16 protein-coding genes are annotated in these 24,888 nt (G+C 48.8%); 7 read left to right on the top strand and 9 right to left on the bottom strand.

Translation table 11 applies throughout. The features are described from left to right. Positions 1-13: 13 nt before the first annotated feature. From R50912_RS03750 to R50912_RS03735, 4 genes are all read right to left on the bottom strand, one after another. Positions 14-1,738, bottom strand: a complete 1,725-nt coding sequence (locus R50912_RS03750) for an ABC transporter ATP-binding protein (RefSeq protein WP_042232557.1) — start codon at positions 1,736-1,738, stop codon at positions 14-16. After that, positions 1,735-3,447: an ABC transporter ATP-binding protein gene (locus tag R50912_RS33040; RefSeq protein ID WP_052415966.1), complete on the bottom strand. Its 1,713-nt coding sequence runs from the start codon at positions 3,445-3,447 to the stop codon at positions 1,735-1,737. The genes R50912_RS03750 and R50912_RS33040 overlap by 4 nt, the downstream gene beginning before the upstream one ends. Before the next feature lie 199 nt (positions 3,448-3,646). Continuing rightward, positions 3,647-5,260: an ABC transporter permease gene (locus R50912_RS03740; RefSeq protein ID WP_042232555.1), complete on the bottom strand. Its 1,614-nt coding sequence runs from the start codon at positions 5,258-5,260 to the stop codon at positions 3,647-3,649. Between the two features lie 23 nt (positions 5,261-5,283). Beyond that, positions 5,284-6,165, bottom strand: a complete 882-nt coding sequence (locus R50912_RS03735; protein ID WP_042232553.1) for an ABC transporter ATP-binding protein — start codon at positions 6,163-6,165, stop codon at positions 5,284-5,286. Positions 6,166-6,480: 315 nt separating this feature from the next. Between R50912_RS03735 and R50912_RS03730 the strand changes: the two genes are divergently transcribed. Beyond that, a complete protein-coding gene (locus R50912_RS03730) occupies positions 6,481-7,098 on the top strand; it encodes a TetR/AcrR family transcriptional regulator (RefSeq protein WP_042232551.1) in 618 nt (205 codons plus the stop codon). A 59-nt stretch (positions 7,099-7,157) separates the two neighbouring features. Here R50912_RS03730 and R50912_RS03725 read toward each other — a convergent pair whose 3' ends face one another. The 3 genes from R50912_RS03725 to R50912_RS03715 are packed head-to-tail and all read right to left on the bottom strand — an operon-like array spanning position 7,158 to position 10,752. Further along, positions 7,158-8,846: a helix-turn-helix domain-containing protein gene (locus R50912_RS03725; protein ID WP_042232548.1), complete on the bottom strand. Its 1,689-nt coding sequence runs from the start codon at positions 8,844-8,846 to the stop codon at positions 7,158-7,160. A gap of 51 nt (positions 8,847-8,897) precedes the next feature. Continuing rightward, the gene (locus tag R50912_RS03720) at positions 8,898-9,674 is read right to left on the bottom strand and encodes an IucA/IucC family C-terminal-domain containing protein (protein WP_042232546.1); all 777 of its coding nucleotides are present in this window, start codon (positions 9,672-9,674) and stop codon (positions 8,898-8,900) included. 1 nt (position 9,675) lies between these two features. Next, positions 9,676-10,752, bottom strand: a complete 1,077-nt coding sequence (locus R50912_RS03715; protein WP_052415965.1) for an ABC transporter substrate-binding protein — start codon at positions 10,750-10,752, stop codon at positions 9,676-9,678. Positions 10,753-11,009: 257 nt separating this feature from the next. Here R50912_RS03715 and R50912_RS03710 point away from each other — a divergent pair, with 257 nt between their 5' ends. From R50912_RS03710 to msrAB, 5 genes are all read left to right on the top strand, one after another. Beyond that, positions 11,010-11,426 (top strand): stalk domain-containing protein, encoded by a 417-nt coding sequence (locus tag R50912_RS03710; protein ID WP_042232544.1) that lies wholly within the window; start codon positions 11,010-11,012, stop codon positions 11,424-11,426. A 75-nt stretch (positions 11,427-11,501) separates the two neighbouring features. Then, positions 11,502-12,206: a response regulator transcription factor gene (locus R50912_RS03705; RefSeq protein WP_042232541.1), complete on the top strand. Its 705-nt coding sequence runs from the start codon at positions 11,502-11,504 to the stop codon at positions 12,204-12,206. Next, the gene (locus R50912_RS03700) at positions 12,206-13,246 is read left to right on the top strand and encodes a sensor histidine kinase (RefSeq protein ID WP_042232539.1); all 1,041 of its coding nucleotides are present in this window, start codon (positions 12,206-12,208) and stop codon (positions 13,244-13,246) included. The genes R50912_RS03705 and R50912_RS03700 overlap by 1 nt, the downstream gene beginning before the upstream one ends. A gap of 36 nt (positions 13,247-13,282) precedes the next feature. Next, a complete protein-coding gene (locus R50912_RS03695; RefSeq protein WP_339842967.1) occupies positions 13,283-14,008 on the top strand; it encodes a cytochrome c biogenesis CcdA family protein in 726 nt (241 codons plus the stop codon). A gap of 19 nt (positions 14,009-14,027) precedes the next feature. Continuing rightward, positions 14,028-15,578, top strand: coding sequence for a bifunctional peptide-methionine (S)-S-oxide reductase MsrA/peptide-methionine (R)-S-oxide reductase MsrB (gene msrAB, locus R50912_RS03690; protein ID WP_197073032.1), 1,551 nt, complete (start codon positions 14,028-14,030; stop codon positions 15,576-15,578). 97 nt (positions 15,579-15,675) lie between these two features. Here the strand turns inward: msrAB and R50912_RS03685 are convergent, their stop codons facing one another. Next, positions 15,676-16,830 (bottom strand): cobalamin-independent methionine synthase II family protein, encoded by a 1,155-nt coding sequence (locus R50912_RS03685; RefSeq protein ID WP_042232536.1) that lies wholly within the window; start codon positions 16,828-16,830, stop codon positions 15,676-15,678. 282 nt (positions 16,831-17,112) lie between these two features. Here R50912_RS03685 and R50912_RS03680 point away from each other — a divergent pair, with 282 nt between their 5' ends. Beyond that, positions 17,113-18,216: a response regulator gene (locus R50912_RS03680; protein WP_042232535.1), complete on the top strand. Its 1,104-nt coding sequence runs from the start codon at positions 17,113-17,115 to the stop codon at positions 18,214-18,216. A gap of 74 nt (positions 18,217-18,290) precedes the next feature. On the opposite strand, the gene R50912_RS03675 is transcribed toward R50912_RS03680, so the two are convergent. Then, positions 18,291-24,743: a DUF4972 domain-containing protein gene (locus R50912_RS03675; RefSeq protein ID WP_042232533.1), complete on the bottom strand. Its 6,453-nt coding sequence runs from the start codon at positions 24,741-24,743 to the stop codon at positions 18,291-18,293. Between the last annotated feature and the right edge of the window lie 145 nt (positions 24,744-24,888).

The following is a 24,888-nucleotide window of genomic DNA, read 5'->3' as shown; positions in this document are numbered from 1 at the left end:
GGGTCTCCTTAGATCAACCTGCCCTATACTGATTCTGAAACAGCAAATCATAAGCTTCGTTCCGGTTAAACAGGTTCTCATGGGTATCGAAGGCTGCGACCCTGCCGGCTTGCAGAACCATTACTTTGTCGCAGTCCAGAATGGAAGATAGACGGTGAGCAATGGAGATCATGGTTTTCCCTGAGGAAAGGGACTTGAGTTCTGCAATGATGTCACTCTCGTTCTCGCTGTCCAGCGCACTTGTGCTTTCGTCAAAAATAATGATGTCCCTGTCCTGTAACAAAGCACGCGCAATCGATAACCGCTGCCTCTGGCCTCCGGAGAGCTTCACACCCTTTTCTCCAATGATCGTATCCAATTGATCCGGCAAGGTGACAATGAAATCATATATACTCGCCCTGCGGCAGCACTCTATCAATTCCGTGTCGGTTGCCCCGGCCTTGGCCAGCAACAGGTTGTCTCTGATCGACATATTGAACAGGACGGGTTCCTGCACAACAATACTCACTTTATCGGACACACTCTCACTGTTCACCGAAGAGATATCTGTGCCGCCAATGCTTACCGTTCCCTCTTGCGGTTCCAGCTGCCCTGTCAGCAGCTTGGCGATGGTGGATTTGCCGCTGCCGCTTTGACCAACGATCGCCAGATGCTCCCCCTTACCCACAGAGAATGATATACTCTCAAGCGCAAATGAATCGTTCCCCTCATAGGTGAATTTCAGCTGGTCAACATTGATATCTGTTCCTTCAATCTTCTTATAAGGCTTCTTAGCTGCTTCTATATTTAGAATCCCGATCACTTTACCGATACTCACCGAGTCATTCTTGAAGTTCATCATGGAATTACTAATGTTCTCGATGTATCCGAAGAACTGCCCGTAAAAGCTGATAAACACAAGCAGCACACCAACCTCCGAGTAGCCTTTAATGACAAATAATCCGCCGATAAAATAGATGAACAGCTGGGTAATGAAGTTTTTGGTGAAGAACGAATAGGTAATCCCCAGGTGCATATAGAGCTGGTTAAGAAACCACACATGCCTGATCTTCTTGTAATGTCCGTTTAGCTCAGCCAATTGGGTGTCTTCAAGATTATTGGTTTTGATATCCTTCCAGTTTTGAAAATTGGAGTGTAAAAAGGATTCATATTGAATCTGCAGCTTCCAGAGCTCCTCTCCGGTATGCTTCGCTTTCCCTCCCAGAAAATTAACCGTTACCAAAGAGACCGGAACAAAAATAAAACTAATGAGTGCGATCCGCCAGTCATAACACAGTAAAATCACTGCCAGTGCAAAAGCGTAAACAACAGCGTAGATAAAATCTAAGACATGCGTCTCGAAAAATTTTCCGGCAATTGTTGAATCGTTCTCAATCCGGCTTCTAACATCGCCAATACTATATTGGCTATAGTCAGCGTTATCGAGGCTGATGAGCTTTTTGAGCAGCTTATTCTTGATTCTCAGATCATATTTCAGGATTAACTGGTTGGAAAACTGCTTACTGACGGCAATCCCGGTTGTAGTAAGCAGGAAAACCACCAGATACCCGCCGATGATTAGCCAAAGCTCATTCAACTGCTTATCTACCAAAACGCGGTTAACCAATAACGAGTACAAGAACAGGGGGATCAGCCCGAATACTAAGCTCCATATCTTGAACATCCCCAGCGCAAGGAGCGGTTTTCGGATACCGTCTATATCCCGGGTTAAGGCCTTATAGGTGTCCCATCGTTTCATACTGCTTCCCCTCCTGCATACTGTTCACTGAATAAGTCTATGTATGTTGGATTGCTCGTAATCAGTACGTCGTGAGTATCGTAGCCTTTGACAACACCGTCTGCTAACACCGCGATTCTATCACAGCTCTGGATGGTGGAGAACCGGTGGGCGATGATGATCAGCGTCCGGTCCTGCGAAAGCTCACGCATTACTTTCCGGATCAGCGCTTCGTTCCGGCTGTCGAGGAAGGATGTAGCTTCGTCGAAGATCAGAATCCTCGGATTCTTGACTAATATCCTGGCGATTGCCAGACGCTGTTTCTGCCCGCCGGATAATTCCTGCCCGCCCGTCCCCAGCAGAGTGTCCAGCCCATCCGGGAAGGTCATGACCACATCATACAGAGCAGCTTTTTTAATCGCTTCCATTAAGGTTTCATCATTGTCCTTGCTGTTTGTAAATGAAAGATTGTAACGCAGGGTCTGATCATACAGAATCGTCTCCTGATGGACAATCCCCACCTGGCTCCGCAAGCTATGCAGGTTATAGTCATTAACATTCACACCGTCGATCAGAAGCTCGCCCCTGTCCACGTGATATAGATTGTAGAGCAGGTTGCCCATCGTTGTTTTACCCGCGCCGCTCCTACCGACAATACCGATCGTACTGCCTGCATCGACGCAGAGATTGAACCCGTTCAGAACCTGTCTGTCTTCGCTGTATCCAAAGGTGACATTATTAAATTCAATCATGCCCTCTTTTATACGCTGCGGAGGCTGGTTTTCCTGGTAATCCTCTTCCTCCTCATTCAGAATATCCACGACTCGCTGCAGGGAGACGATTTGCCCCCAGACATCGGTAATTTTGCCGTTAATGGAGCTGAAGTAATTCACGGCCATATTGAAATAGCTGATGGCGGCTACAAAGACGCCAAGCTGCATTTGGCCTTTCACAATGAAATAGGCGCAGATGACAAATATGAGCAATTGTGCGGCAAGCGTGATGAACGTATTCACCCTTTCTGTGGTCACTTCGATTCTTCCGTTTTCCACATTCATTTTATTAATGGCAGCCGTTTTCCTTAGATAAGTGCTTGTTACTTTTTTTCCTGCGCTAAGGATTTTGACGTCCTGCAGATTCTTCACAATTTCGAATACATACGAGGATAGCTTCCCCTGTTCCGCCCGAAGCTCCTTGTTGACCTGTTGCGCTCTGGTCTTGAAAACTTTCGAGGCGAGAAACACGGTGGGAACCAGAACGACTGTAAACGCACCCAGCAGTACATTGTAGTAAAACATAAAACAGACAGCGAATAGGATATGCAGCAAGTTGGAGTATCCCCACAGTCCGCTCCAGAAGACGAGATTCATAATATCCGTAGCGTCGTGGTTCATCCGGCTGATCATATCCCCACTGTACATCCCGGAGAGGTCTTTGCCTTTTTTATGTAATATCTTGTTGAACAGAGCCCGCCGGATATCGAAGACAAACCCCGTCATCAGCTGTGACGAAATAAGATTGTTTAGCGTCGCAACGACAAACTGATTGAACACGAGTATACCGGCATAGATCAGACATAGATTCAAGAAGGCACTCATGTCTTTATCATAAAAAGCGATATTGATCATCTTACCGCCCAGGAACGGATAAATCAGGTTGACCATCGTCATCAATGTTGTGATCAGGAACCCGCATAGAAAAACCCATTTGTGCATCCGCATAAATTTCATGACCCATCGCCTTTTTGTCATAGACCCACGCAGCCCCTTCCATATATTCACAAAAGGTATTGTAGCACAAATGTTCGTATATGCGAATGATGATTTCCATTGCGGAACCATGACCGATTGACTAAAGATGTACCACGCAAAAAAAAAGACACGAGTCCATTCGTGTCTTTTAGCTTTGAATTCCTGTAGCGGTAAGCGGTTAAGCCCCTTCAACCATATCCCGTTTGCGGTATCCCATATAGCCCAATCCCATTAAGGCCATGCTAATCACTGTCATCGTAATAAAGACTACTCCATCAAACTTATCTACCGGCATCCGCGGAATCCAACTTTGAACGGCTGTACTAGAGAACCATTCCGGTAAATCCAGAATCCCGCCAAAGTAGTTCAAGGCGAAAGAATAACCAAGATAGGCATAAATAGCTTTGCCCAGTTTTGGTGCCCAGCCTAAAGTCAAAGCTGCTAGTCCGGTAAAGAACAACACAGACGGCAGGAAGTTATAGCCTGCAGCCAAGAAGTCCACTATATTCATGGATGAGCTGTCACCCATTGCAGAAATCGCTGTGCCCCCAAGACCGGCTGAAGCCAGCAGAACGCCCACTAATCCAGCAATAATTGCCATAATGACACTCGTCCAATAGAGCTGAGCCCGGGTCACTTTGGTTGAATATATCTGGCTCAAATGCAGTCGTGATTCTTCCGCAAACAGTTTATTAACGATGGCAATGGGTAAAATAGAAACCATTCCAATCATTACCATCATAATTGTTCCAGTAAACGATGCTTCGATTGAAACTCCTGCTATCGTAAACATTTGACTCATCATTTCATTGCTACTAAGGAAGGTCTGCATATCTCCATAAATCGAACCATAGGCGGCACCCATAATTACAAAGGCAATCAGCCAGCTAATGATAATGCCTTTGTTAAGCTTCATAAACAAGCCGGGTACGGACAACAATGACTTTTTTGCTGCCTCACGCCCTTCTCTTTCCGGTAAATATCCAGCCCCCATATCCCGGCCGCCCTCAAGGGCAAAAGCAAGAATCAATACAATGACACTGAAGGCTACGGCCAGAATTAGGGGAACCCAATTGTTGTCTGTAAATGGATAAGTCAGATAGGTCCAACCCATAGGATTGATCATTGAGAAATCAACATTCGATACATCCGTACCGGCACGAATAATGTAGAGTAAACCTACAATTCCCAGCGATGAACCCGTTGCACCGGAGGAGGTGGGCATAATTTGTGCCATAACTAATGCAATCACAGCTCCCAAAATACCAGCGATCCCGATGGATGCGCCAAACAGGAATGATCCTTCGGCCGAAATCGTATCTGCACCAAAGCTAGTCATAACCCCGCCAATAAGGAGTGCCAATACAATATTGATACACACTACTTCGGCAATGACAGCAAACGAATTGGCTTGACGGCCTACTTGAAAGGAGCGCACCAGTTCAGTAAGTCCGTATTCTTCTTCTTTACGGGTATGGCTCACAACATGCAGAGCAGCTATAATCATCGCAAACAAACCACAGAATAACAACATTTCGTGCGCATACATTGCACCCAAGGTATAACCCGCTGCGGTATCAACCGGTGTCGGCCCAACCATTGAGATCATGGCGGGATTCTGCAAGGTCTCATACATCCCCTGCAAACCTTGCCCCTTGCCGATTTCTTCAAACGCCGGAACATAACCTGCTGAAAATAAACCCAGGCCTAGAATCCAGATCATTATTTTTTTCCAATCACGTTTCAGATATAGCATGAATAGTACATTCCAGCGTGCAAATTTTTCTTTCATCGCATGTTCCTCCGTTCCAACTCTTAGACTTCATAATGCCGCATGAATAAGTCTTCCAGCGTTGGAGGTACAGCTTCAAACCTCTTCACACCCAATGTTGCCGCTCTAGTCAATATGTCATTGATATATTCATTATCCGCAGAGAATGTCGCCTGATTGCCTGTATGCTTAAAGTCATGGACACCGTTAACTGATGCCATCTCAACTACATCCCCCTCGGTTACGAGAGTCACTGTAGAACGGGTCAGGTGACGCAATTCATCCAATGTCCCGGTTTCAACAACCTTTCCTTGACGAATGATAACCACCTTATCTGCTAAACGTTCCACTTCACTCAAAATATGCGAGGATAATAAGATTGCTTTCCCTGTATACTTAATTTTCTCAACCTCATCTTGGAAGACCGCTTCCATCAACGGGTCAAGACCAGAAGTCGGTTCATCGAAAATATACAAATCGGAGTCAACGGATAAAGCCGCAATCAAGCCAACCTTTTGCCGGTTCCCTTTTGAATAGCCTTTAGCCTTCTTCTTAGGATCGAGTTCAAAACGTTGAATCAGATAATCACGCTTCTCCTTGTCTCCTCCACCATGTAGCTTAATAAACAGATCAATAATTTCGCCGCCTGTTAAGGTGCCCCACAGAGCCACATCCCCTGGAACATAGGATATCCGCTTATGAATCTCCAGGCTATCCTTCCATACATCCTTGCCAAAGATCTTCACATCCCCGGCATCACGATTGATAATTCCCAGCAAAGTACGAATCGTTGTTGACTTACCCGAACCATTTGGCCCAATAAAGCCCACAACCTCCCCGGCATTTACTGTGAACGTCACATCATGCAGCGCCTTAAATTTCCCGAACTTTTTTTGCAGGCCTTGCACATTCACAATTTTATCCATAGCACTAAAACTCCTTTTAAACAGTTTTAGTAACGTGCTTTCCAGTCTAAAGCAAAGTTTCAGATTAATATGAACTATTAACAGCATTAAAGTTCATAATTTTCTAATTTACCCTTTGTTTTAAACCAAAGTTCATTTACATATTCAGTTATATCTCTTTTTATAGACCTAGTCAATTTAAAAATCGTTAGTTTAGAACTATTGCATGCTTGATAACCCATAACTATGGATATATAATATATAGGAAAGAAAAATATGAACTGAATCACCTCGAAACATTTTTTACTTACTTCAGATAGAAGGCAGGAATGATAAATGAATGGTTTCGAAAAGAGGACACAGGAGAAGAAAAATCAAGTATTAGAAGCAACCTTTAACTTAATGAATACAGATGCCGGTATAGAAAAAGTAACAATGGATGAGATTGCTGAAAATTCCAACGTTGGAAAAACAACGATTTTTAAATATTTCGGGAGTAAAGAAAATCTGATCCATGAGGTTTTTAAGTATTTTTTGAATAAAATGGGGGAAGTCGCCCGGGGAATCATGGCCGAAAATAAACCCTTCGAAGAGACCCTCATTGCCATGAGTCAAAACAAAATCCATTATCTGGACAAAATCAACAAAAAGTTTTATTTAGACCTGATGGATTACTTCACCAAGAAGGGGGATGATGGCTTATCTTTGCTGATGCAGCAATACGCTAAGGAAAGCTTTAATATCATGCTGGATTTATTCCACCGCGGACGTAAAGAAGGCAAGGTTGATCTGAAATATTCAGATGAATTTCTTTTGATTTATTTCCAGGCCTTAGTTGAAGGGATCTCCAGCCCTCATATCTACGACAAGATCATTCCTTATACCGCCCAATGGACGGAATTGATGATTAAAGGTATTGCACCAAGTCCCCCGTCCGGGTCAGCCTATAAATAAGACAAACCGCCAATCGGTATAATTAAAAACGCCGCTCAATTAAGAACTATTGGCACCGCTCAGGCCAGCAAGGCGCGGGCTACCTGGTCCACAATGCAATTGATGCCTGTCGGTCCATAGCAGCCGATCCATGTAGCGGCATCCACCGGGTATATATGCTGCCGTTCATCTGCATCCAGCAATCCCCGGACGTTCTGCTCGGTCACAGCTATGTCATCCTGCAGCATCTCGTTGCTTAGCCAAAAGTAGTGGCTGGCATGCACAGCCGGTAGCCTATCGACGGAAATATGATACGCCGTGTCGGAGGTATCTGCGACAAATAGCGGAGCAGGCAGACCCAGGTCCCGGTACAGCACGGCGCCCGTGCGGTGCGAAGCCGTATGTACCCGGACCAGTGACTCCCGCGGGCGGATCAGAGCCACGCTTTTGCCTGCCAGCACCGGGGCAAGCTCTTCTGAGAGCAATGCCGTGCGGCGAAGGTAATCGGCAATAATACGTTCCGCCTCGGCCCGCTTGCCCGTCAGTTCACCAAGCAGGCTCAGAATCGTCTGCCAGCTCTCATTGCGCCGAAACATGATAGTGGGAGCAATCCGGCTTAAGCGTTCATAATGCTGATCGTGCACCTCAGTACAGATAATCAAATCCGGCTGCAGCCGTTCCACAGCCTGCAGGTCCGGATACTCGTAGGTTCCGAGCATTTCCGTTGCCTTAAGCCTTTCCCTGATATATTGGGGGAATTTCAACACTGCACCGCCCAATCCTACACTTCCTGCGGGTGACAGCTCAAGGGCAAGCAAATGATCAGCATATTGGACATCGAGTACAGCGATACGCTGCGGAGAAGCAATGACGTTATATTCGCCCCGCATATGGCCGATCACGGGGTCCGGCAGCCCGGAATAAGCAGCGCCTGCACCGGGCCCTGAAGCGGCAGTCCGCCTGTAGAGCTGCGGGGGGACTCCATAATATTTCTTGAACGCCCTGCTGAAGTAATACATGTCGCGGTAGCCTGTTCTTTCAGCGATTTCGCCGATAGGAGCATCCGTATGACGCAGCATCCGCTCTGCGCTCTCCATCCGCAGCCGGATCACATATTCCATCGGGCCGAGCAGCTTCTCCTGCTTGAACCTCCGCTGCAGCTGTCTTGCACCGCATCCGGCAAGCGCAGCCAGCTCTTTAAGCTCCAGCTCCTGACGATAATGCCCCGCTATATAGGCAGCAACAACCTCCACCATGTCCGGCTCCCCGCCGCCCTGACCGCGTTCATGCTCCATAATAAGCTCGTACAGCATTCCTTGCAGTAGCGCATTGGCATGGAACCGTTCCAGCCCTTCTCCCCGGCTCCATTTGGCTGCGAGCTTGTCTGCTGTCTGATGCAGTTCTGCCGGATGCGCGGGATGATGAACAAACGAAGTGCGCAGCGGGTGGCTCTGCTGCGGGAACAGTACACGGGCCGCTCCCGCCATTGGAACAGCCTTGTAGATAATAACGGTATAATGAATGTTCTCCGGTCCGGCAGTCATCGTAAATGCCGACCCCTTGACAGCGTGGCAGACAAAAGAGGCCTGGATATGGCGAACCTCGCCATTGATCACAAGCCTCCCTTCCCCGCCGCCTGCCAGTAACAACAGATTGGCTGACAATTTCGTTTCGCTCAGAACACCGCCGGGCGGCAAAGTACCGCTGCGTACGTTAAGCGTCTTGATCGCCGTATCACTCCATAAACTTGCCTGCTCCTGCAGCGGCATTTCTCTCATCTCCTGACAATAGCATCCTCTGCTAAACGGACGTGCTTGTTGTCATTTTAATTGAGATTCATTCTCATTGTCAATTTTCGGGCATTTCCTGCAATACTCCCCTGACATCCGGGAATAGAAGCAGCAGGTGATGCGTTTGTTCTTCGCCGCCGGAATCTCGTCCTTGTTCTCTATGAACGGGGTAAACGGATTGCGTCTTGTACCAAACAACTTCCCGGGGGCCGTCCGGGTCAGAAAAGCAAAATCGGCTTGCAGCCGCTGCCTGTCTTGCCCGGATTCCTCAGCTCCAGGAGAATATAGCGGGGCAATGCGCACCATAATATTCTCCCAAAGCACCGCCATCGGGACGGGTCCTATGGCGGCAAGCGTCTGCAGCAGCGGGGCAAGCCGAACCGCAAAATTCTCCTCTATAACCGCCTCCCGCCACGCTTCCCTGTCTTCCGGTGGTGATGCTGATCGAACCCCGCTCACCGCCAGGAAAGGAAACTGCGTATCCCCTTTAAACTCAGGGGAAGCCGGATGATAGAGGAAGCTATTGTCCAGCGGGAAGGAGACCTCCCGGTTATGAAAGGTCATCGCAGTCAGCAACGGCGCGATCCACAGATAGCCGATCCGCTTAGCCAGCATGGAAGCCGCAACCTGCATGTCCGGCACGCCAATATAATCCTTAAGCCAGCTTACATACTCGCGGCATGCCGCTTCTTCCTGCAGCTGGCCCAGAGCAAGGGTGCGGACGCTGTCTTTAGGCGGACCGCCCATCCACAGGCGGTATTCCTCCGCCATGTCCTTCCATGAGGCCGACGACAGATAGTTGTCCATTTCAATGCGTTCCCAGCAGTGCTTCCGAGGCCTGATCTACAATAATATTGAGCGCAATAGGGCCATAGTAAGCGATCCAGAGCGTTGAATTCACGTCATAGGCACGGTTATTCTTGACGGCATCAAGCGATTTCCAGACCGGACTGCCCGCCAGAGCCTCTGCCTCTTTGGCGAACAAATCATCCGACAGCAGGAAATAATGATCAGCTCCGACATCAGCAACTGTCTCCATCGAAATTTCAACGGAGGTGTCATCTTTAATCTCCTGAACGAAGGCCGGGACATTTAACCCCAAATCCTCATAAAGAATACTTCCGGTCCGGTGTTCGGGACCATGTACACGGATACCCTCCGGTCTCGGACGAATCAGCGCTATGGTTTCATCGCCCAGCTTCGCCGCCAGCTGCTCCCGCAGTCCGGTGATTTTGTCCCCGTAAGCCTGCCGCACCAACTCTGCCTCCGCCTGCTTACCTGTTATCGTACCGATGACAGCCAGCGTATCCCGCCAATCCTCGTAGAAATCGAGCACCACTGTAGGCGCAATTTGGCTGACGCTGTCATATACCTCCTCCTGAAAGTCGGTCATCAATATAAGATCCGGATTCAGTGCCACAATTGCCTCAAGATTGGGCTCATCCCGTGTGCCAAGGACCTTCACATCCCCCAATTGGGCGTTTAAATATTCCGGAAATTCATCCTTCGTCCCAGCCACAACGCTGCCCGCCGGGCGCTCACCCACTGCTATCAATTGATCGACGAATTTCACATCAAGCGCAGCAATCACCTTCGGCTTCTCCGTCAGTGTATATTCGCCCTTCAGGTGTGAGATCGTTACCGGAAAAGCTGCAGCAGCCTGCGCCTCCGGCGACGACTGAGCCTCTGTATCCGGTGGCGCAGACGGCTCGGCTGAGGCTGAAGCTACAGCCGACGGCTGTGCGGTTGCGCCTCCATTAGTGTCTCCTCCAGTGCCGCATGCCGTCAGCACAAGTAACAGTGCCAGCATCCATACCATTAATAGTCCTGATTTCTGAGCGGCGTATATCCTGCTGCCGGTTGTCTGCCTCTTTGCTGCCTTCATGCTGACTCCCCCTTTTTATATGATAATGATTTTCATTATCATATTTGTAAAGTGAGTATAATCGATCTGCCTGCTCCGTTTCCATGTACTTTTGCGACATTGCAGCCGGATTAATGCGACATTGTGTTTCATAGCAGCCCGGATATCCAATCTCTGCTCGCTTCGTAAGACAATCGTAATACTTAGCTTAGAGAATCGTAAGCTCTCTTGCTTATGCTGTTCCATGTAATCCAAAAAAACGATGGAGCGTGATAAGCATGGGTAAAAGTAAATCAGGCAAAATGGTAATGATGACAGCGGTATTGGTGCTCTCTCTGGCGGTGTCTGGAATAGCCGGTGCGGCGGCAGGAATCACAACGATGAAAAAAGACAGCATGGAGCTTATGAACTTAAGACAGGCGGCCGGGATGTACGGCTACAGCATCGAGTGGAGCAGCAAGGACCGCTCTGTATCCCTGGTATACATGGACAAGATGATGGACGACGGCGAGATGATGGATGACGGCATGAAGCCGGCGGGCAAGATGATCAAGGTATGGATTGGATCGAAAAAGATTATGGTCGACGGAAAGAACGTTAACCTGAATATGGCCCCTGCTCTCTACGATGGCAGTACCTATGTGGTGAATACGGTGATTGCTGATTACATGAAGCCTGCCAAGGCTATGAAATAAGACGGACCGAGCCTTACCATCACCATATGATATGATGGAGTCAAATGTATTTTTCCGGATATGGGGTGGGTTAGTGTGAATGAACGAGTGCTGGTCGCTGATGACGATTCAAATATTACCGATGTGTGCCGGAGGTATCTCGAACGGGAAGGTTATCTGGTGATAACCGCCAAAGACGGACTAGAGGCGCTAGAGCTATGGCGCAGTCAGACTCCCAGCCTGATTGTACTCGATCTGATGATGCCGCATAAGAATGGCTGGGAAGTATGCAACGAGATCCGGCAGACCGAAGATGTCCCGATCATTATGCTGACGGCGCGCGGGGAGGAACAGGATCGTCTGATGGGGCTGACCATGGGGGCTGACGATTATTTGACCAAACCCTTCAGTCCAAGAGAACTCGTGCTCCGTGTGCGGGCGATCCTGCGCAGAATGCGAGTGGTTCAGGCATCGCCTGTTACCGCTGCTGAACACACCATTAAGTATGAAGGACTTACCGTGGACGTTGCGAAGCGTACCGTGGAGATCAGCGGGCAAGCAATTGACTTGACGGTTACAGAGTTCGAGATGCTGTACTTGCTGGCAAGTCATCCTGGCCAGGTGTTCTCACGGACCCAGATTCTGAGTAAGATATGGGATTTCAGCTACGAAGGAGATACCACCACAGTTACCGTGCATATCCGGAGATTAAGGGAGAAGATCGAACAGACTCCCTCTGATCCGAAATATATCAAGACGGTCTGGGGAATAGGCTATAAGTTTGCGGGGGATGGCATCTAATGAAACTGCGTACGTATTTATTGTTGTCCAGCCTCACGGGGATTGGGGTACTACTGATCTGTTTATTCGTCAGCTACTCCAAAATGCTGCTCAACATCAATCAACTCTATTGGTTGTCCGGTATAACGGCCGGGGTGGGCTTGCTCTCCTTCATCCTGCAGCATTTGCTGACAAGGCCGTTAGAGAAATCCATTGCACGGATTACACAGCAGACTGTGCGAATTGCCGAGGGGGATTTCCATACCGAAGTCCCCTTAATCGGCCCGCAGGAGTTCAAGCTCTTGGCACAGCAATTCAATGTAATGAGCTTCAAGCTGAAGGAAAGCTTCGACAACCTGCACCACTCTGAATCTGCACGGCGGGAACTGATTGCGAATGTCTCCCACGATCTGCGGACACCCTTGGCCTCGATTCAATCGTTTGTTGAAGCGCTGGAGGACGATGTCATTCAGGATGAAGAGACGTTTCAACGTTATCTGAATACTATCCGGCTGGAGACGAAGCGGCTTGCGGGGCTGATCCATGATCTATTTGAATTATCCAGTCTGGAAGCCAACGGCGAAATCTTCGACCCGCTGCCTTGTCATGCCGATGAGCTGCTGATCAGTACTCTGGAGAGCTTCTCGTTTCACCTCACGGAGAAGAAGCTGAACGTGGAGATTGATCTGCCGGATAAACTGCCTGCCGCTCTGATGATGCCTGCGCAGATTAAGCGGGTCCTGTCCAATTTATTGCAGAATGCCATTCAGCATTCCCCAGTGGAAGGAAAGATCGTTCTGGCTGCCACTGAGGAGGGTACATACCTGCGAATCTCAGTGACCGATGAAGGTCAGGGAATTGAAGCGGAGGAGACCGCACGTATATTTGAACGGTTCTACCGGATTGATAAATCACGCAGCAAGAACAATGGAGGCGCCGGTCTGGGCCTCGCCATCGCACAATCGATTGTTGAGCTTCACGGCGGCGATATTGGGGTGCACAGTGTTCAGGGAGCAGGCAGCTGCTTCTGGTTCACCGTCCCCATCTATACCAGCCGATAAGCCTTAGCGTCACGGTAAATAGCATTTATTAAGGTGGTGACAGATTTGGCCGGTGATTCTATATTTCTGTTCGGCGTATTCGGCGCAGGGCTGTTATCGTTTTTTGCACCATGTATTCTGCCGTTGCTTCCGGTATATGTGTCTTATCTGTCTGGCGGTATAGTGGATGGCGCGAATCAGGGAGTGGCTGACACCCGCTCCTTCCGGTTTCGTTCCAGTTTCATGATGCGGACGTTGTTGTTTGTTCTTGGACTCTCTGTAGTCTTCATCTTACTTGGTTTCGGTTCCGGCATCCTTGGCAATATCATATCCAGCCCGAGATTCATTGCCATCTGCGGAGCCATCGTTATCTTGTTCGGGATCTATCAGACAGGCCTCATCAAGTTATCTTGGCTGGAACGGGAAAAAAAACTATCCAGCAATCGTGTGACCAAAGGCGGATATATAGGCGCCTTCCTGCTCGGTCTGACGTTCAGCTTCGGCTGGACTCCCTGCATCGGCCCGGTACTCGCAGGCATTCTCAGCATCGCTGCCGGTGAAGGCTCTCCTGCTTATGGAGGCTTCCTCATGTTCCTGTATACGCTCGGTCTAGCTATCCCCTTCCTGATCATGTCCGTGTTCTCGGAGGTTCTAGTGAAGCGGATTCGCCGCTTGTACAGATTCATGGGAGGAATCAAAATCGCGTCCGGCTGTATGCTGATTATAATGGGACTGCTGCTGATGACAGACCGGCTGAACACGATTGTCGGCTGGATTCAATAAATCGCTAGGAGGGTTAGCTATGAGGCGTGCGTGGAAATGGATGGGATATGTCCTGGTGATTGGCGGAATGCTGTCGCTCCTGATGGCCTGTGGTACGAAACCGGACGCACCCGCCGGCAATACCGGCTCCCCCGCTGCAATGGACAAAGGAAAGCCTGCACCTGATTTTGCATTACAGGATCTGAAGGGAAACTCTCTTCAACTGTCGGATCTACAGGGTAAGAAAGTGTATGTGAAATATTGGGCTTCCTGGTGTTCCATCTGTCTGGCCGGACTTGAGGACCTCAATACCTTGGCCGGGCAAGAGAATGATTTCCAGGTGGTCACGATCGTTACACCGGATGCCAAGGGAGAAAAGTCTTCCAAGGAATTTACAGAGTGGTTCAAGAGACAGTCTTATGATAACTTAACCGTACTTTTGGATGAGGATGGGGTATGGGCCAAGAAATTTGAAGTCAGGGCATTCCCTACCTCCTATTATATTGATGCAGACGGAAATCTAGTGAAATCACTCCCGGGTCATGCTTCCAATGAGCAAATTACCCAGACCTTCGAGGGAATGAAGTCAGCCTCAGCAGCCCCGGTCCGGGCCGTGAAGACCACCACCATCGCCGATAAGGATCTGCACAATCTGTACCTCGCAGGCGGCTGCTTCTGGGGGGTGGAGGCCTATATGTCCCGCATTCAGGGAGTTCAGGATGTAACCTCGGGTTATGCCAACGGGGAAGGCGAGAATCCGGCCTATGAAGATGTCATTCGCGGGGACCGGGGGTTCGCGGAGACCGTTCATGTGAAATATGATCCGAAGCAAGTGACGCTGCAGCAATTGCTGGAGTCTTATTTCAAAGTGGTTGATCCTACCAGCCGGAATAAGCAAGGCAATGACAGAGGCGTTCAATATCGGACAGGAATCTATTATTCGTCCCCAGAGGATGCAGCCATCATTCAGCAGGCCGTAGATCAGGAGCAGACGAACTATGATAAGCCGATCGTAACGGAAGTTCTGCCTCTGAAGAACTATTATCTGGCTGAGGAGTACCATCAGGATTATCTGGAGAAGAACCCGAACGGATACTGCCACATTGACTTAAGTATTCTGGATGAGCAAGCGGTTGTGATTGATCCTGCCCAATACCCCCGCCCCTCCGATGAACAATTGAAGGAACAATTAACCGCTGAACAGTATGCGGTCGCAGTCAATAATGATACCGAACATGCCTTCAGCAACGAATATTGGGATAACTACGAACCCGGTCTGTATGTCGATATCACGACAGGAGAGCCCTTATTCACCAGCAAGGATAAATACGATTCCGGTTGCGGATGGCCCAGCTTCACGAAGCCCATTACCCCGGAGGTGGTAACCTACACCACGGACACCAGCTTCGGCATGGAACGCACCGAGGTCCGCAGCCAATCCGGCGATATCCACCTGGGTCATGTGTTCGATGACGGCCCCGAAGACCGCGGCGGCAAACGCTACTGCATCAACAGCGCCTCCATCCGCTTCATCCCCCTGGACCAGATGGAAACGGAGCATTACGGTTATTTGCTCAGGCTGGTGGAGTAGACTAGTGGAATAGTGAAGATACAGGAGTTTCTCATAACAAGATCGCCCTCCATCCGCTCAAGAGAGCTGTGTGGAGGGCGATCTTGTTGTTTGTTACTTAACCCCAATATTGCCGGGCAATCTCTTGTCCCTGTCTAATCTTCGCCCACTGCTCATCTTCCGTTAATTCATTACCGCCATCGCAGGACGCGAACCCGCATTGATGGGACAGTAACAATCTGTCCTTATCAATAATTTTCGCTGCTTCATCAAGCATTTGAACTACACGGGCCTCATCGTCAAGCGTATTCGTTTTGGAAGACAGCAATCCCAGTACAATCTCCGTCTCCGGTCTATCTTTGAACACCGCTAGCGCCTCAAGAGAGCCTGCACGGTCATCATCCCATTCCAGGAAGAAGCGGTCGTACTTCAGCTGCTTGAGGAACAGATTCGCAATCTTGGCATACGAGCCGCCGCCCATATTACGGGAATCATAGTTGCCGCGGCAGTTATGCGTCCACATGAGGAGGCCCAAGCTATGGCCGTAATCAATGATTGTATTGTTAATGTCAATGAATTCTGCCGCCAGACCCTGTACTTCCTCATGATTGATTTTCTCGCCGGTAAATGGAGAGTTCGGGTTATCATCGGCAAATAACTCCCATAAGCAATCGTCGAATTGCAGAATACGTCCGCCAGCCGCAGCAAATTCCTCTACAAACTCCTTATACGCTTGGACCAGGCCCTCTTTCAGTCCCTGTCTGTCCTTGTACACTTGTGTACTGCCAATGTTATCCGACCAGGATAGCTCACCATAAATATGGGACGGCGAAGGGACGCACAGCTTGGTCTCACGGTCACCGGCAAGAGCTTGAAGCTTCTTATAGGCATGAATGAAATGATGGTTCTTTCCGCCCAATTCACCTGTAATGCGCAGACCGATATCTTTTCTAGTCTCGTATTTGGAGGCTCCATCTATATCTCTGAAGAAATATCCATGATCCGCGATATAGCGGTCAACCCCCTGGAAGCCCCAGACGAAGTCCAGATGCCACATCGACTTGGAATATTCCCCATCCGTAAGAATGGACAACCCGTTGTCTCTTTCTTTATCCACTACAGCCTGAATGGCCTCCGCTTCACACTGCTCATACCCCTGAAAGTCCTGGTAAAAGGGATACTGGATATCATCACGGTGTTCAATCTGCTGTTTATATTCTAATAGCTCCGCCGGACGCAGCAGGCTGCCTACGATTTGAAATCTATTGCACATATATAGTCCTCCTCTATTCTCACATATCTCTTTCTTTTGTGTCTAAATTCTAGCACGGAGGGCTTAGAGGTACGTAACACTTAAAAGTGATATCTGGCTATAGTCAAAAGGTATAATAAGGATCTGGTTTTGTAGTGACCGTACCTTTACCCCTCCGTGCCGACACAAATAGACTTTTGCCGGTGTGAATTCTAATTGAAAGCCTATCTGTAATTTGCTAATATTAATGACTGATTGGATTTTCTAGGACTAATGACTCATGATGATTAAAGAGGTGAACAGATGCTTCGGGCGATAATTGTCGATGATGAACGGCTTTCACTTAATCAGCTCAGCTGGGTTCTGTCCGAGAGTGGAGAGGTCGAGATCTGCCAGACCTTCCGGAATCCGTTGAAGGCCTATGAATATGCCAGGGACAACCCTATCGATATTGCTTTTCTGGATATTTCCATGCCGGAGGTAAGCGGGATGAAGTTGTCCCGGCAGCTCCATGAGCTATATGATGCTATGGACGTGGTATTCGTTACCGGCTATGAGGAATATGCGCTTCAGGCGTTCGACGCCAGCGCGACTGACTATCTGCTGAAGCCGGTTTCTGCCGAACGGGTGAGACAGACTCTGGATAAAATAAGGCGGCGGCCGCGGCGGCAAGAGGTGGAGCCTGTGCTGGAGGTATGCATGTTTGACGGCTTTAAGCTGATGCACCCCGGACCGGACAGGAAGCCACTCAAGCTGAGGAGCCCCAAGACGGAGGAACTGTTCGCTTATCTCCTGTACAAACGCTCAGTCAGCCGTGACGAGATTATGGACACCCTGTGGAGCGGGTTTGAGTCCGGGAAGGCAAGCAACAACCTGAATAGCAATCTGTATTATATCCGCAAAGCTATCAGTGAAAGCGGGCTTAAGATATGCCTGCTGCCTGACCGGAATGAGGTACAGATCGTGGAGAATTCCCTGTCCTGTGACCTGTATGCATTCGAGCGTTTGCTGAGAGAAATCAGAATGAACCGGGACGGACATAAGGAATTACTGAAACAGGCAGCAGCTTTGTATACCGGACCTTTTCTTAAGGGTAAAACCTACGAATGGGCCAGCACCAAGGCGCGCCGCCTGGAGCAGGATTATATAGAGCTGCAAGAGTTGGCCGCCCGTAACTATCTCGAGCAGCATCAGATGGAGCAGGCATTGCAGGCATATGATGAAATTCTCCGGATCGATGCCCTGCGCGAGGATATCGCCGGGCAGACCCTGCGGCTGTTGATCGGACTCGGAAGAACAAGCGAGGCCATCCGGCGGTACCGCAAGCTGGAGGAAGTCCTGCTGCAGGAGCTGGGAACACAGCCGGGCACCCCCATCCGAGAGATGATGCATAGATTGAACAGGTAAGCAGAAAGTTTAAATAAGCAGACAAAAGCCGATTGCCCTGAAACAGGCAACCGGCTTTTTAGATTAGGATGAGACTAACGGATAATCTCGATCCGTTTGTCTTGCGGGAACCACATGACATAAGCTCCTAAAGCTTCCGAAACGTAGCGCAGCGGCACCATAATTCTGCCGTCAATCGCCTGCGCAGGTACGTCCATGCCTTCAATCAATTCTCCCAAAGTCATGGTCAGCACTTTACCGTCAAGCGTAATGGTCGCTGTTTTGGTTGCGTGGTCCCACTTGACTTCAGCGCCCAAAGCTTCCGCTACAGCCCGGATCGGCACCAGGGTTCTTTGCTCCTGGATAACAGGCGGCACATCGTTTTGCTTAGCAAGTGCTCCAATGGAATACTCTTTGCTGTCAACCTTGAACGTAATCTTGGTGACCGAATCAGCCTTAACGATGCTGTACAAGCTGAAGCTGTCCGTATAGAACTCAAAGCTATTCGTTGCCGGGTTATAGACCCCGCCAAGCTTGATCGTCTTATACGTGCCGTCTGCCTGAGGTACGAATCGAACCGCTGTCAAATTCGTTGTATCCCCGGTCAATCCCAGCTCCTTCAAGTTAATCGTGACTTTGACCGGTTCAGCGAAGCTCTTGATTCTCGTGCTGGTGCCATTCGAATAATTCAGCTGGGCAATCAGGTCGAGTACCTTCCCGCCGAGCGGGTGCAAGCCCGCCTGATCCAGCTTGGCTCCTGCCAACACCTCATCGGTTTTGGACTTCTCTGTCATAAGTATTCCTAACTCCAGGGAAGCACCTAATCCTAGTTTGAGCTCCGGTACGTTCAAGCCATTCTTACCAAAATAAATTACACCAAGCGTAGATTCAAGAATAACCGGCTTCGCAGCCTTCATGATCTCTTGAACCTCAGACGCAGCTGTTTTTACCGTGCCTTGTCCCGTTTCAACCGTGTTCAGTCCATCTGTAATTTGGATAGACGGCTGTACCACCCCAGGCTGCGTAGCCGCCGGAGGTGTATAGGAATTAACGGGCGGTGTATACGAATCAACTGGTGCAGTCTTGATTACAGCTGCCCGGAAGGCAGTATAAGCCGCTGTTAACTGCTCATTGGCCTTGTCAATCTCTGCTTGTGTTGCCGCCGTACGGATGACATTTTCCGCCGCCATAATTGCGGCTTGCAGGATTGCTTTGGAACCCGCCGGATATTGGCCTACGCCGTTGCCCTCAGTGCTTTCATTTAAAAGAGTGGTCGCTTCAGTAATTTGGGCTTGAATCTCTCCAGCATTTCCAGCTTGAATGACTGCCGCCTCAAAGGCTGCCACCGCTGCTTCCAACGTTGCTTTGGCTGTATCAATCTGCGCTTGCGTCGCTGGATGTTCCAGCACTTCCTTGGCTGCTGCAATCGCAGCTTCCAATGTCATTTTGGCTGCCTGCGGATATTCGCCTACGCCTTCTCCTACAACGCTGTCTTTCAGTAACGTTTCTACTTCGGTCACTACAGCGCCAGCTTCTTCACTGCTGCCTTCTTTATTTACCGCAGCTTCAAATGCGGTAATTGCCGCTTCCAACGTTGCTTTGGCTTCGTCGATTTGTGCTTGTGTTGCTGGGTGATCAAACACTTCTTTCGCTGCTACAATCGCTGCTTCCAGTGTTGTTTTGGCTGCCTGCGGATATTCGCCTACGCCTTCACCTACAACGCTGTCTTTCAGTAACGTCCCCGCTTCGGCCACTACCGCATCAGCTTCTTCGCTGCTGCCTTCTTTATTCATTGCAGCTTCAAATGTCGTGATTGCCGCTTCCAACGTAGCTTTGGCTGCGTCGATCTGTGCTTGTGTGGCTGGGCGTTCAAACACTTCCTTGGCTGCTGCAATCGCAGCTTCCAGTGTTGTTTTGGCTGCCAGCGGGTATTCACCTACGCCTTCGCCTACAATGCTGTCTCTCAGCAGCGTGCCTGCTTCGCTCACGACTGCGTCAGCTTCTTCGCTGCTGCCTTCTTTATTTACCGCAGCTTCAAATGTCGTGATTGCCGCTTCCAACGTAGCTTTGGCTGTATCAATCTGCGCTTGCGTCGCTGGATGTTCCAGCACTTCTTTCGCTGCCGTAATCGCAGCTTCCAATGTCGTTTTGGCTGCCTGCGGATATTCGCCTACGCCTTCACCTACAACGCTGTCTTTCAGTAACGTCCCCGCTTCGGTTACTACCGCTCCAGCTTCTTCGCTGTCGCCTTCTTTATTCACTGCATTTTTGAAAGTAGTGATTGCCACTTCCAATGTTGCTTTGGCTGCGTCAATTTGTGCTTGTGTTGCCGGGTTTTCGAACACTTCTTTCGCTGCTGCAATCGCAGCTTCCAATGTCATTTTGGCTGCCTGCGGATATTCGCCTATGCCTTCTCCTACAACGCTGTCTTTCAGTAACGTTTCTGCTTCGATCACTACCGCGCCAGCTTCTTCGCTGCTGCCTTCTTTATTCACCGCAGCTTCAAATGCGGTAATTGCCGCCTCCAACGTTGCTTTGGCTGTATCAATCTGCGCTTGCGTCGCTGGATGTTCCAGCACTTCCTTGGCTGCTGTAATCGCTGCTTCCAGTGTTGTTTTGGCTGCCAGCGGGTATTCACCTACGCCTTGGCCTACAATGCTGTCTCTCAGCAGCGTGCCTGCTTCGCTCACGACTGCGTCAGCTTCTTCACTGCTGCCTTCTTTATTTACCGCAGCTTCAAATGTCGTGATTGCCGCTTCCAACGTTGCTTTGGCTATATCAATCTGCGCTTGCGTCGCTGGATGTTCCAGCACTTCCTTGGCTGCTGCAATCGCAGCTTCCAGTGCGGTTTTGGCTGACAGCGGATATTCGCCTACGCCTTCTCCTACAACGCTGTCTTTCAGTAACGTCCCCGCTTCGGTTACTACCGCTCCAGCTTCTTCGCTGCTGCCTTCTTTATTCACCGCAGCTTCAAATGCGGTAATTGCCGCCTCCAACGTTGCTTTGGCTGTATCAATCTGCGCTTGCGTCGCTGGATGTTCCAGCACTTCCTTGGCTGCTGTAATAGCAGCTTCCAGTGCGGTTTTGGCTGCCAGTGGATATTCGCCTACGCCTTCTCCTACAATGCTATCTTTCAGCAGCGTTCCTGCTTCGGTCACTACCGCGTCAGCTTCTTCAGTGTCGCCAGCCTGTATCTGTGCCTTCTTAAACACATCAACCGCGTCTACAAGGGCTTGGTAAGCAGCATCAAGCTTCACTTGAGAAGATGGTTTATCGACCACAATAACCGCTGCATCAAATGCTGCCTCCAATGCTGCTATTGCTTCAGCCGGATATTGTCCTACTGCGGTTCCTGCTTTGCTGGCCTCCAAAAGACTGCCTACCTCATGAATTTTATCGAGAGCTTTCGAGTTATCCCCAGCTAGAATTATTTTAGCTATGAAAATATCTGCCGCATCTACCAGTTCCTCATAAGCCTGATCAATCTCATGCTGGGTAGCCGGTTCGCTGATCACATTCGATGCTGCCGTAACCGCTGCCTGCAAAATCGTTTTTGAACCTGCCGGATATTCTCCTACGTCATCACCTTCTTTGCTGTTGCCCAGAAGAGTGTTCAATTCCGTAATGACCGATTGAAGGTTTGTGCTGTCTCCGGCACGAACTACAGATTGCTGAAAATCTTCAACCGCATCCGCAAGTGTTTGGAGCGCTTCCTCTATTTCTTCTTGAGTTGACGGCCCGCCTGCTACTACGTTTGCCGCCTCAATGGCTGTCATGAACAACGCTTTGACTTCCGGCCAATATTGTCCTGCGCCGTAGCCTTCCGGGCTACTATCATAAAGTGTCGTTGCTTCCGATATCGCCGCTAGAAGCGGGGTATACTCGCCTTCCTGAATCTTAGCATTTTCGAAAGCTACGATTGCTTGTACCAAATCATGATGGGCATCATCAATCTGTTGTTGGGTCCCGGGGGAATCAATCAGAATCTCAGCAGCTTCAACAGCCTTATCCAAAGCATCGAAGGCTTCTGACGGATACTCTCCAGGGCGATCACCCTCTACGCTATAACTCAAAAGATTTCTCGCTGCTTCAATTTTGAGTTGGAGCTCTGTGCTGTTTCCTTCCTTGATCACCGCAGCTTCAAAAGCTGCAACTGCGTTGTTCAGAGTTAGGATAGCCGTATTAATAGCTGCTTGAGTCGCTTCTTCGTTAGCCAAAGTTTCTGCATCTGTAATCGCGGATGCCAGTAAGTCCATGGCTTCTAGCGGATATTCTCCTACAGTATTTCCTTCTGTACTTCCCTCCAAAAGGATTTTCGCCTCAATAATTGCGGCTTGAAGTGCTGTATTATCTCCAACCTTAATTACAGAGGCCTTAAAATCCGCCAATGCACCATTCACAGAAGTTAAGGCTTCATCAACTTCCACTTGTGTAACAAATAGGTTCGTTAACGTAGCAAATGCCTTATCTATGAAGCCACGCAAGGTATCCTTCGAACCTACCGGATATTGTCCAACTTTAGTACCTTCTACACTGGCGTTCAAAAAACTTTCGGCTGCAGCAATTTTATCTTGAAGCGGTTTTTTATCGGGACCGGTAATCTTCGCATCAAGGAAAGTTTGTACTGCATCCACCAAGACTCTGTATGCCTCATCAATTTCCGCTTGAGTTGATGAATTCATAATTATTAGTTCTGCTTCTCCAATAGCTTGATCCAGCATGGTGAATATTAACGGCGGATATTGTCCAGGTTCATTACCTGGTTGACTATGCTGTAAAAGATTCGAAGCTTCATCAGCTTTGGCCTTGAGTGCCGTCGCATCTCCTCTTTTATTTTCAGCATTCTTAAAGGTTGTGATTGCAGCATTCAATGCTTGGTAGGTGGCATCCAGCTCAGCTTCTGTGGAGGAGTTGTTCAACCCTTCATTAGCGGTATAAATAGCAGCTCCCAACGCGTCTTTTGCCTCAGCTGGATATTGACCTACGTATGGCCCTACGTCAGCATAGTCCCATAACCGTTGCGCTTCGTTAATTTTCGCCTGAAGCAGCTCTGTTTTATCCGGCTCGGGATTTTTTGCAGCAAGGAATTCTTGCATCCCATTTGATAAAGCTATATAAGCCTCATCAATTTTCTTTTGCGTTGTTGTATAACGGATCGCTTCTTCAGCTACTGAAATAGCATCAAGGAAGGCCGAATAGGCTTGTTCAGGATATTGTCCAGGTTCATCGCCCACTTTACTCTCAATAAAAAGGTCCCAGGCTTCATCAATTTTAACCTGAAGCCGTGCAGGATCGCCTGCTTTGATTTGTGCAGCGCTGTATACCTTTATCGCATAAGATAAACTTTGGTAGGCATTATCAATTTCTTCTTGAGGGGGTGCTGGGTTGTTTAGGACACCCTCTACTGACAAAATGGCTGTAAATAAAGCTTCTTTTGCATGTTGCGGGTATTGTCCAACCCCTTCGCCTCTTGTATCATCCCAATAAAGAATAATCGCTTCGTCATATTTGTCCATAAGGTCCGAGCGACTCGCTCCCTTGATGGCATCAGCCTTAAATGCTGATATGGAACCCAGCAAATCTTGATAGGCAGCATCAATTTGAGCCTGGGTTGTAGCTGTATCTTTAGCCTGGGATGCAGCTTCGATAGCTGTATTAAATGCATCCATCACTTCTCCCGGGTATTCCCCAAAGCCGTTGCCAGCTACTGAAAAGGAATATAAGTCCTTCGCTTCATTAATCTTAGCAACTAAATTAGTTATATCTAACTCAGGCTCTCCCGATCCGTTGTCCGGGGCATCCGCCAGCTTAACCGTCAAGGCTCCCTCCAACGAGTTCATGTCAATAACCTCGGGGTATTGCAGGAATCCCTCATTTTCATCTAACATCGTGAAGAAATAAGTCATTTCATAGGCATTGGAATCTCTCATCTTACTGGAGACCTGATCGGTAATGTCTGCAGAAAATACTGAACTATTGCCTTCCCGGGTCAGATTGGAAATGTCCCCCCCTACCATACCAGAGGCATTCTTATAAAATGTTCTTATCTGTAATTTGTGAATTCCGTCATCCAGTGCCGTTGCACTTATGATGAGATGATTAAGATCACTTGTATCCAGCAGCGTATGGGCTATTCTTGGCTGCGCCGGTTGCGGAGTACCCGCACCTGAATTCACAGTAATAGTATGAATAGTATAGAAATCATCCGGCAATACAGCTTTGATGGTAATCGTTCCAGCTGGTGCGCCTTGATCAATGAGCAGTGTATTGCCCACAATCCGCTTGCCTACCGGACTATCTTCCACAATTGATAATTGAACAGATTGTGGACTATACGCCAACATCCCATTCATAGAGGTAACAATGATCTCTGCCTCATACGATTCATTCGTAACATCAATAGTATCCTCCAGGTCTGTCAAACCAGAAGGCGTCTGCTTCACTATATTTGCATCCTCTTTCAACACCAGATCAGCCGCATGTATCAAGCTCGTCGGTATGATCATGGCAAACACTAGCAACAAGGCGATTATCCGTTTAAATCTCAATGCCTTTTCCTCCATTATTTTCATTTTTTCTACATCAATTTATTCTACACGACAGCGCTAAACGTAGAATAAACAAGAAAACCGCCACGAATGGTGGCGGCATGAAGTAATAGAGTACTTACGAATCCTTATTGAAGTTCTAAAG

The sequence above is a fragment of the Paenibacillus sp. FSL R5-0912 genome, assembly GCF_000758605.1.
GTDB lineage: Bacteria > Bacillota > Bacilli > Paenibacillales > Paenibacillaceae > Paenibacillus_AQ.
This window is presented reverse-complemented; position numbering and strand designations above follow the sequence as displayed.